This is a genomic window from Geodermatophilus sp. SYSU D00766, assembly GCF_054049915.1.
Map to the genome: position 1 here is coordinate 62,078 of NZ_JBJGYI010000009.1, position 13,861 is coordinate 75,938.

General features: G+C 77.0%; 16 protein-coding genes and 1 tRNA gene. 8 read left to right on the plus strand and 9 right to left on the minus strand.

The window, feature by feature from the left end; translation table 11 throughout:
- Positions 1-107: 107 nt before the first annotated feature.
- A complete protein-coding gene (locus tag ACI8AD_RS09800) occupies positions 108-1,115 on the plus strand; it encodes a DUF6910 family protein (protein WP_456870341.1) in 1,008 nt (335 codons plus the stop codon).
- Between the two features lie 9 nt (positions 1,116-1,124).
- On the opposite strand, the gene ACI8AD_RS09805 is transcribed toward ACI8AD_RS09800, so the two are convergent.
- Positions 1,125-1,736, minus strand: a complete 612-nt coding sequence (locus tag ACI8AD_RS09805; RefSeq protein WP_456870342.1) for a class I SAM-dependent methyltransferase — start codon at positions 1,734-1,736, stop codon at positions 1,125-1,127.
- A 60-nt stretch (positions 1,737-1,796) separates the two neighbouring features.
- A tRNA-Leu gene (locus ACI8AD_RS09810) sits at positions 1,797-1,877 on the minus strand.
- 91 nt (positions 1,878-1,968) lie between these two features.
- On the opposite strand from ACI8AD_RS09810, the gene ACI8AD_RS09815 reads away from it, so the two are divergent.
- The gene (locus tag ACI8AD_RS09815) at positions 1,969-2,238 is read left to right on the plus strand and encodes a DUF3618 domain-containing protein (RefSeq protein WP_456870343.1); all 270 of its coding nucleotides are present in this window, start codon (positions 1,969-1,971) and stop codon (positions 2,236-2,238) included.
- A gap of 1 nt (position 2,239) precedes the next feature.
- Complete coding sequence (locus ACI8AD_RS09820; RefSeq protein ID WP_456870344.1) at positions 2,240-2,737, plus strand: DUF427 domain-containing protein; 498 nt, start codon at positions 2,240-2,242, stop codon at positions 2,735-2,737.
- Between the two features lie 12 nt (positions 2,738-2,749).
- Here the strand turns inward: ACI8AD_RS09820 and ACI8AD_RS09825 are convergent, their stop codons facing one another.
- Positions 2,750-3,385: a TetR/AcrR family transcriptional regulator gene (locus tag ACI8AD_RS09825; protein ID WP_456870345.1), complete on the minus strand. Its 636-nt coding sequence runs from the start codon at positions 3,383-3,385 to the stop codon at positions 2,750-2,752.
- 120 nt (positions 3,386-3,505) lie between these two features.
- Here ACI8AD_RS09825 and ACI8AD_RS09830 point away from each other — a divergent pair, with 120 nt between their 5' ends.
- On the plus strand, positions 3,506-4,600 hold the full coding sequence (locus ACI8AD_RS09830) for an EAL domain-containing protein (RefSeq protein ID WP_456870346.1): 1,095 nt from the start codon (positions 3,506-3,508) through the stop codon (positions 4,598-4,600).
- On the opposite strand, the gene ACI8AD_RS09835 is transcribed toward ACI8AD_RS09830, so the two are convergent.
- Both ACI8AD_RS09835 and ACI8AD_RS09840 read right to left on the minus strand, forming a co-directional pair.
- Positions 4,578-5,159, minus strand: a complete 582-nt coding sequence (locus tag ACI8AD_RS09835) for a histidine phosphatase family protein (protein ID WP_456870347.1) — start codon at positions 5,157-5,159, stop codon at positions 4,578-4,580. The genes ACI8AD_RS09830 and ACI8AD_RS09835 overlap by 23 nt on opposite strands.
- A gap of 82 nt (positions 5,160-5,241) precedes the next feature.
- Positions 5,242-5,739, minus strand: coding sequence for an STAS domain-containing protein (locus ACI8AD_RS09840; RefSeq protein WP_456870348.1), 498 nt, complete (start codon positions 5,737-5,739; stop codon positions 5,242-5,244).
- Between the two features lie 167 nt (positions 5,740-5,906).
- Here ACI8AD_RS09840 and ACI8AD_RS09845 point away from each other — a divergent pair, with 167 nt between their 5' ends.
- The 4 genes from ACI8AD_RS09845 to ACI8AD_RS09860 all read left to right on the plus strand — a co-directional run bounded on the left by ACI8AD_RS09845 (position 5,907) and on the right by ACI8AD_RS09860 (position 8,853).
- Entirely contained in the window at positions 5,907-7,061 is a 1,155-nt protein-coding gene (locus ACI8AD_RS09845) for an acyl-CoA dehydrogenase family protein (protein ID WP_456870349.1), read from the plus strand.
- Positions 7,054-7,731 (plus strand): PaaI family thioesterase, encoded by a 678-nt coding sequence (locus ACI8AD_RS09850; RefSeq protein ID WP_456870350.1) that lies wholly within the window; start codon positions 7,054-7,056, stop codon positions 7,729-7,731. The genes ACI8AD_RS09845 and ACI8AD_RS09850 overlap by 8 nt, the downstream gene beginning before the upstream one ends.
- 121 nt (positions 7,732-7,852) lie before the next feature.
- Positions 7,853-8,449 (plus strand): dihydrofolate reductase family protein, encoded by a 597-nt coding sequence (locus ACI8AD_RS09855; protein WP_456870351.1) that lies wholly within the window; start codon positions 7,853-7,855, stop codon positions 8,447-8,449.
- A 41-nt stretch (positions 8,450-8,490) separates the two neighbouring features.
- Positions 8,491-8,853, plus strand: a complete 363-nt coding sequence (locus ACI8AD_RS09860) for a hypothetical protein (protein WP_456870352.1) — start codon at positions 8,491-8,493, stop codon at positions 8,851-8,853.
- A 42-nt stretch (positions 8,854-8,895) separates the two neighbouring features.
- Here ACI8AD_RS09860 and ACI8AD_RS09865 read toward each other — a convergent pair whose 3' ends face one another.
- The 4 genes from ACI8AD_RS09865 to ACI8AD_RS09880 form a co-directional block, all read right to left on the minus strand.
- Positions 8,896-10,728: a DUF222 domain-containing protein gene (locus ACI8AD_RS09865; protein WP_456870353.1), complete on the minus strand. Its 1,833-nt coding sequence runs from the start codon at positions 10,726-10,728 to the stop codon at positions 8,896-8,898.
- 75 nt (positions 10,729-10,803) lie between these two features.
- Positions 10,804-11,922, minus strand: a complete 1,119-nt coding sequence (locus ACI8AD_RS09870; protein WP_456870354.1) for an NAD-dependent epimerase/dehydratase family protein — start codon at positions 11,920-11,922, stop codon at positions 10,804-10,806.
- A gap of 9 nt (positions 11,923-11,931) precedes the next feature.
- Positions 11,932-13,221 (minus strand): MFS transporter, encoded by a 1,290-nt coding sequence (locus ACI8AD_RS09875; RefSeq protein ID WP_456870355.1) that lies wholly within the window; start codon positions 13,219-13,221, stop codon positions 11,932-11,934.
- On the minus strand, positions 13,218-13,799 hold the full coding sequence (locus ACI8AD_RS09880) for a helix-turn-helix domain-containing protein (protein WP_456870356.1): 582 nt from the start codon (positions 13,797-13,799) through the stop codon (positions 13,218-13,220). The genes ACI8AD_RS09875 and ACI8AD_RS09880 overlap by 4 nt, the downstream gene beginning before the upstream one ends.
- Positions 13,800-13,861: the final 62 nt, after the last annotated feature.

Consider the following 13,861-nt stretch of genomic DNA (forward strand, 5'->3'; position numbering starts at 1 on the left):
GAGGACGTGCGGGGAAGACGACCACCCGGCGACCTCGTCGTCACACCGGGCGGTCTGCTCGACACTACGGGGCCGCGGGAGGACCCGCAGTCGCGTTCCCGGGTGCCGTGGCGCCCACCAGCGGGAACGCCGCCGGTGTGATCCTCGTCGCGGTCGGCGGCGTGGACCGGCCCGGCGCTGGGCACCGCTGCGGCGTGCAGGTGGGGATCACGGCGGTGCGGCGGCTCCGGTTCGACGACGGGACGCCGGTGACCGCGGCGTCGGGCATCGCCCCGCTCGGGGACGGCTGGCTCGTCGCCCAGGACGACGCCACGCACGCGGCCTGGCAGCGCCCGGGCGGCGTGGCGCGCCTGCGCCTGCTGCCGCCCGTCGAGGGCCTCGACCGGTTCTCCGAGGCCGCGGGCACCAAGCACCTCAAGCCCGACCTCGAGGTGGCCTGCCCGGTGGAGGCCGACGGCCTCCCTGGCGTGCTGCTGCTGGGCTCCGGGTCGGCGGCGCGCCGCACCCGCGGCGTCCTCGTCACCCTCGACGGCGACCGGCCCGGCGTGCGGGCCGCGGACCTCGCGCCGCTGTACGGCGCCGTCGCCGAGCGCCTCGGCGTGCCGGTCGACCAGCTGAACCTGGAGGGCGCCAGCCGCGCCGGGGACGTGCTGCGCTGGTACCAGCGGGGCAACCTGGCCGCCGGCGTGGCCAACGCCGCGGTCGAGGTGCCGCTGGAGGCCCTGGTCGCCGTGCTGCTCGGCCGGGCAGGCGCCGGCCCGGTGCCCCTGGGTGCCGCGCACGTCCTGGAGCTCGGGGAGGTGGCCGGCGTCGGCCTGGCGGTCACCGACGCGGTCGCGCTGCCCGACGGCCGGGAGCTGCTCGCGGCCGCCGCGGAGGACACCCCGAACCCGGTCGACGACGGCCCGGTGGTGGCCACCGCCCTCGTGCTCGTCGACGGCGGCCGGGTGCTCGACGTGGTGCCGCTGCCGGAGGTGGACGGCCGGGTGGTCAAGGTGGAGGGGCTGGCGCTGCGCGGGACCGACGGCGACGCGGTGCACCTGGTCGCGGTGGGCGACGTCGACGACCCGGAGCTGCCCTCGCCGCAGGTGGACCTCACCGTCACCCTCGGCTGAGCGGCCGGGTCAGGCGGCGGCCCGCCCGCTGGTCATGAACCCGGCGACCCGCGGCACGCCGTCCTGGTACCAGGTCCTCGCCTCGGTGACCGCCAGCGGCGAGGCGGCCAGCAGTCCCGCGACGTCGTTGTCGAGGACGCAGCCGGACACCACGCGGTTGACCGGGGTGCCGCGCCGCTGCCACCGCCGCACCGCGGGGTCCGGGGCCGCGCCGTGCTCGACGAAGTGCAGGACACCGCCGGGCCGGAGCACGCGGGCGACCTCCGCCAGCGCGCGGCCGGCGTCGGGGATGCCGCAGAGCACCCAGGTGCACAGCGCCGAGTCGAAGCGGTCGTCGGGGAAGGGCAGGGCGCGGGCGTCGTCCCCGGCGACGGCGACCGGGACCGGGGAGGCCGCGCGGCGCTCCTGCGACATCCGCAGCGCCGTCCCCGACGGCTCCACCGCCCACACCCCGGTGACCGCCGGCGGCAGGTGCGGCTGGTTGAGCCCCGAGCCGTACCCGATCTCGAGCACGTCCCCGGTCAGCCCGGCGCACACCCGTTCCCGGATCGGCCCGGTCAGCCGCGGCCCCAGGGCCCGGTCGAGCAGCCGGGGGCGGACGCACCGGCCGTAGATCCCCACGGGGTCGCAGGCTCCTCCCGGCGACCGCCCGGGGCAAGGGGGCCCGGAGACGTCGCCGCGTGCGGGAGGCGGGAGTCGAACCCGCACGCCCGGAGGCACCAGATCCTAAGTCTGGCGTGGCTGCCGTTACACCACTCCCGCGTGGCCGCAGAGTGTAGGTGTGATCGCCCGGCAGAGTGCCCCGGCTCGGCGGAACGGGCCGGTCGGGGCCGAGTCTGGCAGGCTGTCGGCCGTGCCTCCTCAGCCTCGCGACCCCCGAGAGATCCAGCTGGAGATCGACGCCGCCCGCGAGTCGCTGGCGGCCACCCTGGACCAGCTGGCCTTCAAGGGCAGTCCCGACCGGCTCAAGGCACAGGGGCAGGCCGCTGTCACCCGGTTCCTGCAGTCGCCCGCCGGCAAGGCCACCATGGGCGGCCTGGGCCTGCTGGTGTCGCTGGTCGTCGTGCAGAAGGTCCGGCACCGCCGGGCCGCGCGGCGGACGGTCCCGCGCCGCACGCGCTGACGTGCGCGCCCCCCGGCGGGACCCGGCCGGTCCCGGTCAGGAGTCGGTGTGGGACTACCCGCGCCCGCCCTCGGCCGAGGTGACCCCGCGGCGCGTCGTCGTGGAGATCGGTGGGCGGGTCGTCGCCGACACCACCCGCGCGGTCCGGGTCTGCGAGACCAGCCACCCGCCGGTGTACTACGTGCCCCGCGAGGACGTCGTCCCCGGGGTGCTCGAGCGGGCGGGCGGCTCGTCGTGGTGCGAGTGGAAGGGCGCGGCCACGTACTGGGACGCCGTCGTCGACGGGGCACGCCGCCCGTCGGTCGCGTGGTCCTACGAGCAGCCCACCGCCGGCTACGAGCACCTGCACGGGGCGGTGGCGTTCTACCCGAGCCGGGTGGACCGGGCCACCGTCGACGGGGAGCAGGTCCGCGCCCAGGCCGGGGACTTCTACGGCGGCTGGATCACCGACGACGTCGTCGGGCCGTTCAAGGGGGAGCCGGGCACGCTCGGCTGGTGACCGGGCCGGGGGTCAGCCCGCCCGGCTGCCGGTGGACTCCTGGCGGACCAGCGGGAGGACGACCCGCTCGAGCACCGCGTCGGCGTAGGCGGCGTCCACCGGCTCGCGGGTGACCAGCCAGCGCTGCACGAACAGCGCCGTGGCCGCCTCGGCCGGGATCGACTGCGTCATGCCGGGCCCCACCTCGCCGCGCGCCTGGGCGCGGGCCCACATGTCGGCGAACGCCCGCCGCCAGATCGCCATCGGGCCCTCGCGGAAGGCGTCGATCAGCGCCGGTTCGTGCTGCATGGCCGCCAGCAGCGAGCGGGTGGCCGCGCCGACGGGGCTGGCCATCATCTCGACCATCCGGTGCACGAGCTGGCGCAGGTCGCCCTCGAGGGACCCGGTGTCGGCGTCGAGGATCCAGGCGCGGTTGAGCTCGGAGACGGTGTCGATGACGAGGTCCTGCTTCGTGCGCCAGCGGCGGTAGATGGTGGCCTTGCCGACGCCGGCCTCCGCCGCCACGGCGTCCATGGTGAGCGCGCCGTAGCCGACCTCGCCGAGCAGTCGCAGGATCGCCGCCCGGATGACGTCGTCGCGGCTGGGGTCGCGTGGTCGTCCTCCGCGGCCCGTGCGTGCCGGTGGGTCGGTGACCGGGGCAGCAGCCATGGGGCGACCCTAGGGCCTCCGGGGCCCCTCGACGGTGGTCGGCTGCGCGGTGCACCCGCCTGTTCGCCGCGCCCGCGCGCCTGCCCGCCGCGCCCCGGCGCGTCGGTCATCCTGCTGGCCGTGGCGAGCACGATCGGCGCGGCCCGCCGGCGCGAGGAGTGGGACCTGCCGGAGGCGGCGACCCGGGTCCTGCTGGCCAGCGCGGCCGAGCACGTGCTGCCGGCCGTGGCGGCGGTGGCGCGCGCGGTCGGGCTGTCGACCTTCGCCGCCCCGGGACTGCTCGACCTGGCCGACGAGCACGACGGCCTGGCGGTGGAGCTCTTCTTCGACCGCATCTCCCGCGAGCTGACCGGCGCGGAGGCGGAGGCCGTGCGGGTGGCCACCGACCCGGCCAACGAGTACACGGCGCTGGTGCGCGCGCTGCTGACCGCGCCCACCCTCGCCCAGGAGCTGGCCCGGCGCGGCGTCACCGCGGAGGTCGGCGTGCTGGCCGAGGCCGAGCTGTGGTCGGCCTACCAGCCGGTCGTCGCCCTCGCCGACCGCTCGGTGGTGGCCTACGAGGCACTGCTGCGCGGCAACTCCGACGGCCGCGCCGTCGACGGCGGTGACCTGTTCTTCGTCGCCGACTCGGCCGGCTGGCTGCCGCGGCTGGACCGGGTGGGCCGCGAGTGCGCGATCGCCGGCGCGGCGGACTGGCTCGGCGACGCCGACCTGTTCGTCAACACCCACCCGACCTCGGTGCTGCGGCCCGACGCCGACCTGGACAGCACCGCGCAGGCCGTGGCGCTGGCCGGTCTGCGGCCGGGGCAGCTGGTGCTCGAGGTGGGGGAGCGGGCCGCCGTCGCCGACCGCGGGCACCTGCTCGCCGTCCTCGAGTCCTACCGCGCGCACGGCTGGCGGGTGGCCCTGGACGAGGTGGCCGCGGGCTGGTCGAGCGCCTCGCTGCTCGACGTCGTCCGGCCCGACGTGGTCAAGCTCGGCCGTTCGCTGGTCTCGGCCCTGCCCGACGACGGCGCCCGCGCGGTCGTGCGCACCGTCGCCGCGCACGCCCACCGCCTCGGCGCGGTGGTGGTGGCCGAGGGCGTGGAGGACGAGCGGGCCGCCGAGGAGGTCACCGCGCTCGGCGCCGACCTCGCCCAGGGCTGGCTGTTCGGCCGGCCCGAGGCCCCCGCTACCGCCCCGGCCGCGGCGGTCAGTCCAGACCCCACCCCGTGAGCACCGGCCGCGCGTGCTCGTGGCCGAGGACCCCGTAGGCGCCGGCGGGCAGGGCGAACAACTTGCCGTCGGCCGGCTCGAGGTCCAGCCAGCGGGCGGTCAGGACGCGCAGCACGTGCCCGTGCGCGACCAGCGCGACGTCGCCGTCGTCGAGCCGCCGGCGGGCCCGCTCCAGCACCCGGTCGACCCGCTTCCCGACCTGCTCCAGGGTCTCGCCGGGGGTGTCCCCGGGCACGACGGCGTCCCGCCAGACCGACCACTCGCGGCCCAGCTGCTCGCTGATCTCGGCGGTGGTGCGCCCCTCGTAGCCGCCGTAGTCGAGCTCGACGAGGTCCTCGTCGACGGCGGTGGGGGTCAGCCCGGCCAGCTCGGCGGTGCGCCGGGCCCGCTGCCGCGGGCTCACCCAGACCTCGACGAGGTGTCGCCGGGCGAGGCTCGGGGCCAGCGCACGGGCCCGCTGCTCGCCCTCGGGCAGCAGGGGCAGGTCGGTGACGCCGGTGTGCTGGCCACTGCGGCTCCACTCGGTCGCGCCGTGCCGGAGCACCACGATCTCGCCCATGCCGTCTCCTCGTGCCGGTGTCGCCGGTCGGACCTGAGGAGCATCGTCGGGGACGGCGGCGGTTCCCGCTGGGCCTCCGGCGTCAGCGCCAGCGGTCGAGCGCGACCGGGGTGGCCGAGCGCCGCAGGCCCCGGGGGCCGTGCACGGCGTGCGGCTCCGGGCGGGGGCGGCGCGGCTCCTCGTGCAGGGACGGCACCCAGGCGGCGGTGACCGGCGGTTCGCGGTCGGGCCGCGGCGGGCGGGGGCGCACGGGGTCCTGCCCGGTCAACGGGCCGTCGAGCTCCAGCCGGCCGGCCAGGCCGGCCTCCCAGACCTGGCGGCGGACGGCGGCGGGCGCGCCGACCACCCGGCAGCGGCGGCCGGCCGCGGCGAGGGTGTCGCTGAAGCCGGCCAGGGCCTGCAGACCGGTGCCGTCGTCGAAGCGAGCCCCGGCCACGTCGACGACGACGCTGCCGGTGCCGTGGCCGGCAGCCCGGGTCAGTGCCGAGGTGAGGCGGGCGAGGGTCGGGTGCCCGGCGTCGCCGGTGAGGCGGACGACGACCTGGGCGGGCGCGGGGACGACGGCGACGGAGAGGTGCACGGCTACTCCGGGTGGCAGCGGCACCACTGGTTCGGGTGCCGCCCACGACCGTAGTGCCGCCGACCGCTGCTCACAACGGGGAGTGCTCGCCCGGTCGCTCATCGCCACCTGTGCCGCATTGCGAGGCCCGCTCGCCGGGGGTGCCCGCGCACCGGCACCATGGGGCCGTGGACGCCGAGGACTTCACGCAGATCCGGGACGCGGTGCGCCGGCTGGTCCGGGAGGTGGTGGTCCCGCGCGAGGAGGAGATCGACCTCGACGACCGCATCCCCGAGGAGCTGCGCGACGCGGCCGCCGAGATGGGCCTGTTCGGCTACGCGCTGCCCGAGGAGTACGGCGGCCTGGGCGTGGACATGCGGGAGGACGTCGAGCTGGCCTTCGAGTTCGGCTACACGACGCCGGCGTTCCGCTCGCTGTTCGGCACCAACAACGGCATCGCCGGGCAGGTGATCGCGCGCTTCGGCAGCGAGGAGCAGAAGAAGGCGTACCTGCCGCGGATGGCCGCCGGGGAGCTGATCGGGTCCTTCGCGCTCACCGAGGCCGAGGCCGGCTCCGACCCCGCCGGCCTGCGCACCGCCGCCCGCCGCGACGGCGACGGCTGGGTGCTCGACGGCGCCAAGCGCTACATCACCAACGCGCCCCTGGCCGACCTGTTCGTCGTCTTCGCGCGCACCGACCCGGAGGAGAAGGGCGGGCGGGGGATCTCCAGCTTCGTCGTCGACGCCAAGGCGCCCGGGGTCACGCTGGGGCCCCGGGACAAGAAGATGGGGCAGTCCGGGGCGTGGACGTCGGAGGTGTTCTTCGACGGCGTCCGGGTGCCCGCCGACGCGCTGGTCGGGGAGGAGGGGCGCGGGTACGCCAAGGCGCTCACCGTGCTCTCCCGCGGCCGGCTGCACATCGCCGCGCTGTGCGTCGGCATGGCGCAGCGGGTGCTCGACGAGTCGGTGGCCTACGCCGCCACCGCCAAGCAGGGCGGTGCCCCGATCGGCCGGTTCCAGCTGGTGCAGGCGCTCATCGCCGACGTGCACGCCGAGCACCTGGCCGGGCGGGCGATGGTCCGGGAGGTGGCGGCCCGTTACGACAGCGGCGAGGACACCTCGATCGGGCCGTCGTCGGCGAAGCTGTGGTGCAGCGAGATGGTGGGGCGGGCCACCGACCGCGCCGTCCAGGTGCACGGCGGGCTGGGCTACCTGCGCACCACGCCGGTCGAGCGGTTCTACCGCGACGCCCGGCTGTACCGGCTCTACGAGGGCACCAGCGAGGTGCAGCGGGTGATCGTCGGCGGAGGGCTGCTGCGCGCGGCCGGCATGCCGCGTGGGTGAGCCGCTGTCACCGGAGGAGCGGGCCGGGCGCCGGGTCGTCGTCGGGGAGCTGGGCGGCGCGCTGCGCGAGCTGGTCGACGCCGCCGTCCGCACCGAGGTGCCCGAGGCGGAGCTCGAGTCGGTGGCCGCCGCGGTGCGGGACCTGACGGCCCGGCTGCGGACCGCCGGCCGGGGGCTGCACGAGATCGCCCGCGTCGACGACCCCGAGACAGGCGAGCGCTGGTACAGCCCGGTGTACGGCCCGGGCAGCCCCGTGGCGCCGCCGCTGGTCGCGACCGACAGCCCCGACGGGCGGGCGACCGGCCGGGTCACCGTGGGCAAGGCGCACGAGGGGCCACCCGGGCTGGTGCACGGCGGGGTGGTGGCCACGCTGCTCGACCACGTGCTGGCCCGCGCGCTGCGCGCCGCCGGGCGGGGTGGGCTGACCGCCGCGCTGACCGTCCGCTACCGCCGGCCGGTGCACCTCGGCGTGCCGCTGCTGCTCACCGCCGAGATGGGCGGCACCGACGGACGGCGGACCACCGCGCACGCCCGGCTGGTCGCCGAGGACACCCCCGAGGTGGTGCTGGCCGAGGCCGAGGGGACGTTCGTCGCGCTGCGCAGCGAGCAGGCCGCCGACGTCTTCGGCGCCACCGGCCGCACGGTCGGCGCCTGGACCAGCCGGAGCTGAGCGTTCCCGCGGCGCCGGACGGGGCCGCCTCCTCCGGTCGGGCGCGGACGTCGAGAGGGCCGCACCGGCTCCGTCCCTCGGGTGCAGGACCCACCCAGGGGTCCGATCGGAGGAGGAAGCCGTGCGCACCGTCGTCGTCAGCAACATCGTCTCCATCGACGGGTTCTACGAGGGGCCGGGCGGTGACGTCATGGCGCTGAACTTGGACGCCGCCTTCGACGCCTACAACCTCGAACGGATCCGCGCCGCCGGGACCGTGCTCCTCGGCCGCCGCTCGTTCGAGGGCTTCAGCTCCTACTGGCCGACCGTGGCGGCGGCACCGCACGACCCGGCCGACCGCGCGCTCAGCGAGGACAACCGTGAACTGAGCCGGCTCTACGACCCGCTGCCGAAGGTCGTCGTCAGTGACGGGCTCGTCGTGCCGGCCGACAACCCGTGGCACGCGGTGACGTCGGTCGTGCCGCGCGCCGACGCGACGGCCCGGGTCACCGCCGAGAAGGAGCACGGGTCCGGCGACATCCTGGTGTTCGGCAGCCGGACGACCTGGAACGGGCTGCTGGCCCAGGGCCTCGTCGACGAGATCCACCTCGTGGTGGGACCCCGTGCCCTGGGCGGCGGTACCCCGACCTTCGACGCACCCGCGGACCTGTGCCTGCTGGGCGTCCGTCACCCCCAGGGATCCGACAACGTCCTGGTGCGCTACGCCGTCCGCCGGTGAGCGGAGGACCCGGCGGGCCGGCGTGCTGCCAGAGTGGGTGGGTGGCCAAGGAGCGGTTCGCGCACGACGCGGTGCTGTCGATGGCGGTCGGCGCCGACGAGCGCGCGCCGGGCGGTGCGATCACCGTCGCGCTGTGCGGCAACTGGGAGCACGAGCCGCCGTGCCCGCTCGCCCCGCACCACACCCGGGCGCTGCGGGCAGGGGACGAGCTGCGGTTGCGGGTCCTCTTCGCGGCCGAGCCGGGGGACGAGCAGCGGGTACGGGGGACGATCGACGACGCCCTGGCCGCGGGCACGGGTGCGACTCCATCGGGCGGGACCGTCTCCTGGCGGCTCGTCGGCACGTGGCCGTCGGAGGTCCGACCGGAGGAGCAGGAGCACGCCGCACGCCTGGCGGAGGGCTGAGTCGCACCGACCTGTCGCGCGCGGCTGGCGGCAGGGCCCGCCTCAGTAGGGCGGTGGGGTGGTCGTGGCGGTGAGGCCGGATGGGGTGGTGACGGTGAGGGTGCCGTCGGGGGCCAGCTCGTGTCGCCAGCCGGGTGCTTGGTGCTTGCCGCGGTGGTGGCCGGTGCAGTAGCCGGCCAGGTTGGTGGCGGTGGTGGGGCCGGCGGGCCAGGGGGTGTGGTGGTCGAGTTCGCCGCGGCGGGGAACGGGGCGGCGGCAGCCGGGGAAGCGGCAGCGGCGGTCGCGGGCGCGCACGAACCGGTCCAGGGCGGCGGCGGGCCGGTAGCCGGGGCTCTCGCCGGGTGCGGTCAGGCCGGTGCCGGCGCGGGCGGCGCGGCGCAGTCCGGGCAGGTCGGTGAGGGTGAGCAGGGCGCCGGTGACCGCATCGGTGAGGGCGAGGCGGGGCCGGTCGGCCAGCCCGCCGCCGGCGGTGCGGGCGAGCAGGTCGGCCAGGTCGGCGCGGGTTTGATCGGTGGCCGCGGCCAGCGCGCTCAGCGCGTCGGGTGCGGCGCTGATGCGGCCCGCGGCACTCGCCGCCCAGGCGGCCTCGTCGGCGGTGTCGGCGCGCTGCGCGGTGGCCACCAGCCGGCGGGCGTGGCCGAGCGCGCGCTGGAGGGTGAGCAGGGTGGTGCTCGCGTCGTCGACGGCGCGGTCGGCGCGCGCCCACCACCCGTCGGGCACGGCCGGGCCGGGGCGATGCCCTGGGGGCGCCAGTGGTGGTGGGCCGTCGGGCCAGATTTCGGGTGGTGGCCCGTCCTCGTCGAGATAGCAGGGGGCCGGCTCGGCGTCGAACTCCCCGGCCAGCACCCGCTGCTCCAGCTCCTGCGACCAGCGCGCGAAGTCCTCCTCCGCGGACACAATCGCGGGTGTGCCCGCCGTTGCGGCCGGCTCGGTGTCGGTGGGCTCGGTGTCGGTGGCGGCCGCGTGACCGGTGAGGGCGGCGAGCAGGGCACGCACCACCTCGGCGGGCACCACCTGCCCGTCGATCTCGCACGGGGCATCCCCGCCCAGCAGCGCCCCGACCGGGGCGACCACCGTCAGCGCGACCTGCACCAGCGGCCGGCCGGTGTCGCCGGGCCGCAGCACCAGGTCCAGCAGGCAGTCGGCCATCTTCTGCCCGCGGCTGCGGCCATCGGCCGGATCGGCGGGCAGCGCGTCGGCGTGCGCGCCCAGCGCCGCCAGCAGCGCGGCGGCCTCCGGCGTGGTCAGCAACGCCGACACCACACTCATCCCGGCGGTGCGGTCCGGGCGGGCGGATACCCCGCGCCGGCGCAGCGCGCGGGCCAGGTCGCGGGCGGCGTCACGGGCGCGGTGGGCGAGCACCACCCGGCGCACCTTGTCGCCCAGCTGCGCCGGGGTAGTCACCGACCGGCCGGCCAGCCAGGCCAGCAGCTCGGTCTCGATGCGGGCGCGCAGCGCGTGGTCGGCGATCGGCGCGACGTGCTCGAGCAGGCACCACAGGTGCCCGGCGTGCAGCACCCCGGCCTGCAGCGCGGCCAGGGCGCCAGGCAGCCGGTGCACCAGGGTGAGGGAGCGGACCAGCTCCTCCTCCGCCCGCTGCGCGGTCACGTTCAACGCCACGACCAGCTCCTGCACCGCCCACTCACTGACCGGCCGCAGCACCTCGGCCCGCGCCGCCCACCGCTCGGCCGCCATCGCGCCGGGCTCCCCCGGCTGGCGGTCGGCCGAGGCGGGCCGCGTCTCCGCGAACGCCGCGATCGCCCGCGCCCGCAACGCCGTCTGCCGGGACAGTTCGCGATCGGCGGCCTGCACCGCGCCCAGCGGCCCCGACGCCCAGCCCACCACGGGCTCGTCGACCGCCAGCACCTCCGTCATGTGTTCGATCATACGTTCGAACACGGATGTGATCAAGTCCTGCGGACGACGAACCCGCAGGTCAGGCAGACAGCCTCAGTCCGGACGGCGGTTCGGCACGTTCGCGGGATCGCCGCCCGGGTCGTGCGAGCGGCCACCGGTGGGGGACAGCAGCGGGCCCGGCGCGCCGTCGCCACGGCCGAGGGCGGCGACGAACTGGCGCAGCACGTCGTCCCCACGGTGTGCGGGGTGCCAGTCCAGCTGCGTGCGGGCGCGGTTGGTGTCGAGCACCGGCGACTGGATCCCGAGGTCGAGCCAGCCCGGCTCGGTGGGCACCACGTGCGCGCGGAAGGCCGCCGTCAGCCCGGTCCGCACCAGCACGGCCGGGACCGGGATCCGGGTGGTGCCCAGCGCGCGGGCGATGCCGTCGGCGTCGAGGGCGGGGTCGGCGGCGACGTTGAACGGCCCCGGGACGCGCCGGTCGAGCATGCGGACGATCGCGTCGGCGAGGTCGTCGGCGTGCACGAAGCCGACCCGCAGCGACGGCAGCGGCAGGGGCAGCACCGAGGCGAGTTGCCCGGGCACGAGGCGGACGGCGCCGAACACCAGCGGCCCGAGGAAGTAGCGGCCGATCTCGCTGGCCGCCTCGGGCTGCAGCACGAGGGTGGGCCGGACGACGGTCAGCGTGACGTCCTTCTTGCGCCCGACGACCTCGCGCACGACCCGCTCGGCCTCGGACTTCTGCCGGCTGTACTGCGAGCTCGGGATGCCGGTGACCGGCCAGTCCTCGGTCACCGGCCGGTCGCCGCCGCCCGCGGCGTAGGCGCCGAGCGAGGACATGTGCACCACGTGCTGCACCCCGGCGGCGACGGCCGCCCGCATGACGCGCCGGGTGCCGTCGACGTTCGCCCTGTGCAGCTCCTCGGACCGGCGGCCCGGCTGCAGCACCCAGGCCAGGTGCACGACGGCGTCGACGTCCTCGAGCAGGTTGGTCAGCGCCTGCTCGCTGGCGGTCTCGCCGAGGTCGGCGGTGTACCAGGTCACCGACGAGTACGGCTCGGTGTCCGGCGGCTGCCGGCGGGCCAGCCCGCGCACCTCGGCCACGCCGCTGCCCGGCGCGGTCAGCCGCCGCAGCAGCGCGGTGCCGACGTTGCCGCTCGCGCCGGTGACGGCGACCTTGAGGCCTTCGAGGTGTGCCTGGGGGAGCTCAGCCATGACGTGCCGCTACCCGCTGGCCCCCGCTGCGATACGGCGAGCTGTCTCACCCTGCGCCTCCGCGGGCCGCAGCCCGAGGGAGACCACCCCGATGAGCAGGACGGCGACGGCGCCGGCGAGGAAGCCCGCGGGCAGCCCGGCGGCGTCGGCCAGGCGGGGGAGCAGCAGGCTGCCCAGGCCGCCGCCGAGCATCAGCGCGACCGACTTCGCCGAGACCGTCGTCGACCGCTGGGCGGCGCCCACCTGCTCGTGCATGAGCGCCTGCCGCAGCGGCCAGCCGGCGCCGTTGGCCAGGTAGGAGACGACGAAGGCGACGGCGGCCACCGCGACGTGCCCGGCCAGCGCCACACCGACGACGGCGAGGGCCCACACCACCGCGGTGAGGAAGCTCGCCCAGGCCACCGACCCCCGCGCCAGCCGGCGGGCGGCCGGCGCGAGCAGCGCGCCGAGCCCCGCGGCGGCGAACGACACGGCCATGACGACGCCGTACACCGCAGCACCCCGGTCCAGGCCGCCGCCGAGCTCGGCGAACCACAGCGGCCCGAGCACCTCCAGCGTGGTCAGCGCGGTGCCGGTGAGGAACGAGATGACCAGCAGCCGCCGCAGGACGCGGTGCCGCGACGCGAGCCGCACGGTGTCGCGCACCACCACCGGCACCTCCCGGACCCCGGCGGCCAGCGCCCGCAGCCCGCCGGTCGGGGCGGTCGGCAGCGGCACGACGAGCACCGCGACGGCGACCACCGAGACCACGACGAGCGCCGCGGCCAACAGCAGGGGCAGGACCAGCGCCGCGCTGCCCCCGCCCTCGGCGAGCAGCGGCAGTGCCCCGCCGAGCGCGGCCCCCAGGGCCAGCCCCAGGCCGTCGGCGGCACCGGCGCGCGACAGGCCCGTCGCCGGGTCGGCGTCGGGGTCCGCGGCGTGCACGGTGTCGACGTACCAGGCCTCCAGCGGGCCGGAGTCCAGCGCGCGCGACGCGCCCTGCAGCCCCCAGGCGAGGGCGAACAGCGGCACGGAGTCCGCGACGGCCATCGTCAGCAGCGACGCGACGCCCAGCAGGCCGGACAGGACGAGCACCGGCCGGTGCCCGATCGCGTCGGCGAGTCCGCCGGTGGGCAGCTCCAGCAGCAGCGTGACGACGGAGTAGACGGCCAGCACCAACCCGATGTCGGCCGGGGACAGCCCGCGCGAGGAGGCCAGGAGCACCGTGATCGGCGCGGCGATGCCGACCGGCAGCCAGCGCAGCGCGGTGAGCCCGACGAACCGCCGGCCGGCCGACCGCGCCGACAGCGGCGCGCTCACGCCGGGTCCTCGGTCAGCGGGAACAGGTCGACCAGCACGTGCACCAGGGGCGCGCCGGGCTCCTCGCGCTCGGCGCGCCAGCGGGCCAGCACGCCGTTGAGCTCCTCGGCCAGCTCGCCGGCGGCCGCCGGGGACAGGTGCAGCGCCCAGTCGTTGAGCGAGACCGTGTCGCGCCAGACGTCGTCGAGGGACTCCCGCTGCTCGGCGTGCGCCGCGAGCATCCGCCGCTGCCGGCCCAGGGACTGGTGGGTGAACTCCTCGACGACCTCGCGGCCGCCGGGCTGGTCGACGAGGTCCTCGGTGCGCCAGCGGGTGCTGCGGTGCCGCGCCCGCCACCAGCGCTCCCGCGCCGTCCCCTCGCCGGGGACCTCCTCGACGAAGCCGAGCGCGGCCAGCTGCCGCAGGTGGTAGCTGGTGGTGCCGCTGCTCTCACCCAGGCGCTGGCCCAGGCGGGAGGCCGTGGAGGGGCCCTCCGAGCGCAGCAGGCCGAGCAGGCCGGTGCGCAGCGGGTGCGCCAGGGCACGCAGGGTCCGGGGGTCGGTGACGTCGACGACGGGTTCGGGCGGGACCTCGGTCACGCCCCCAGGCTAGAGATGCAGAGAACTCTTTGCAAAGACCTCTCTGCAGAGAGTTCTCTGCA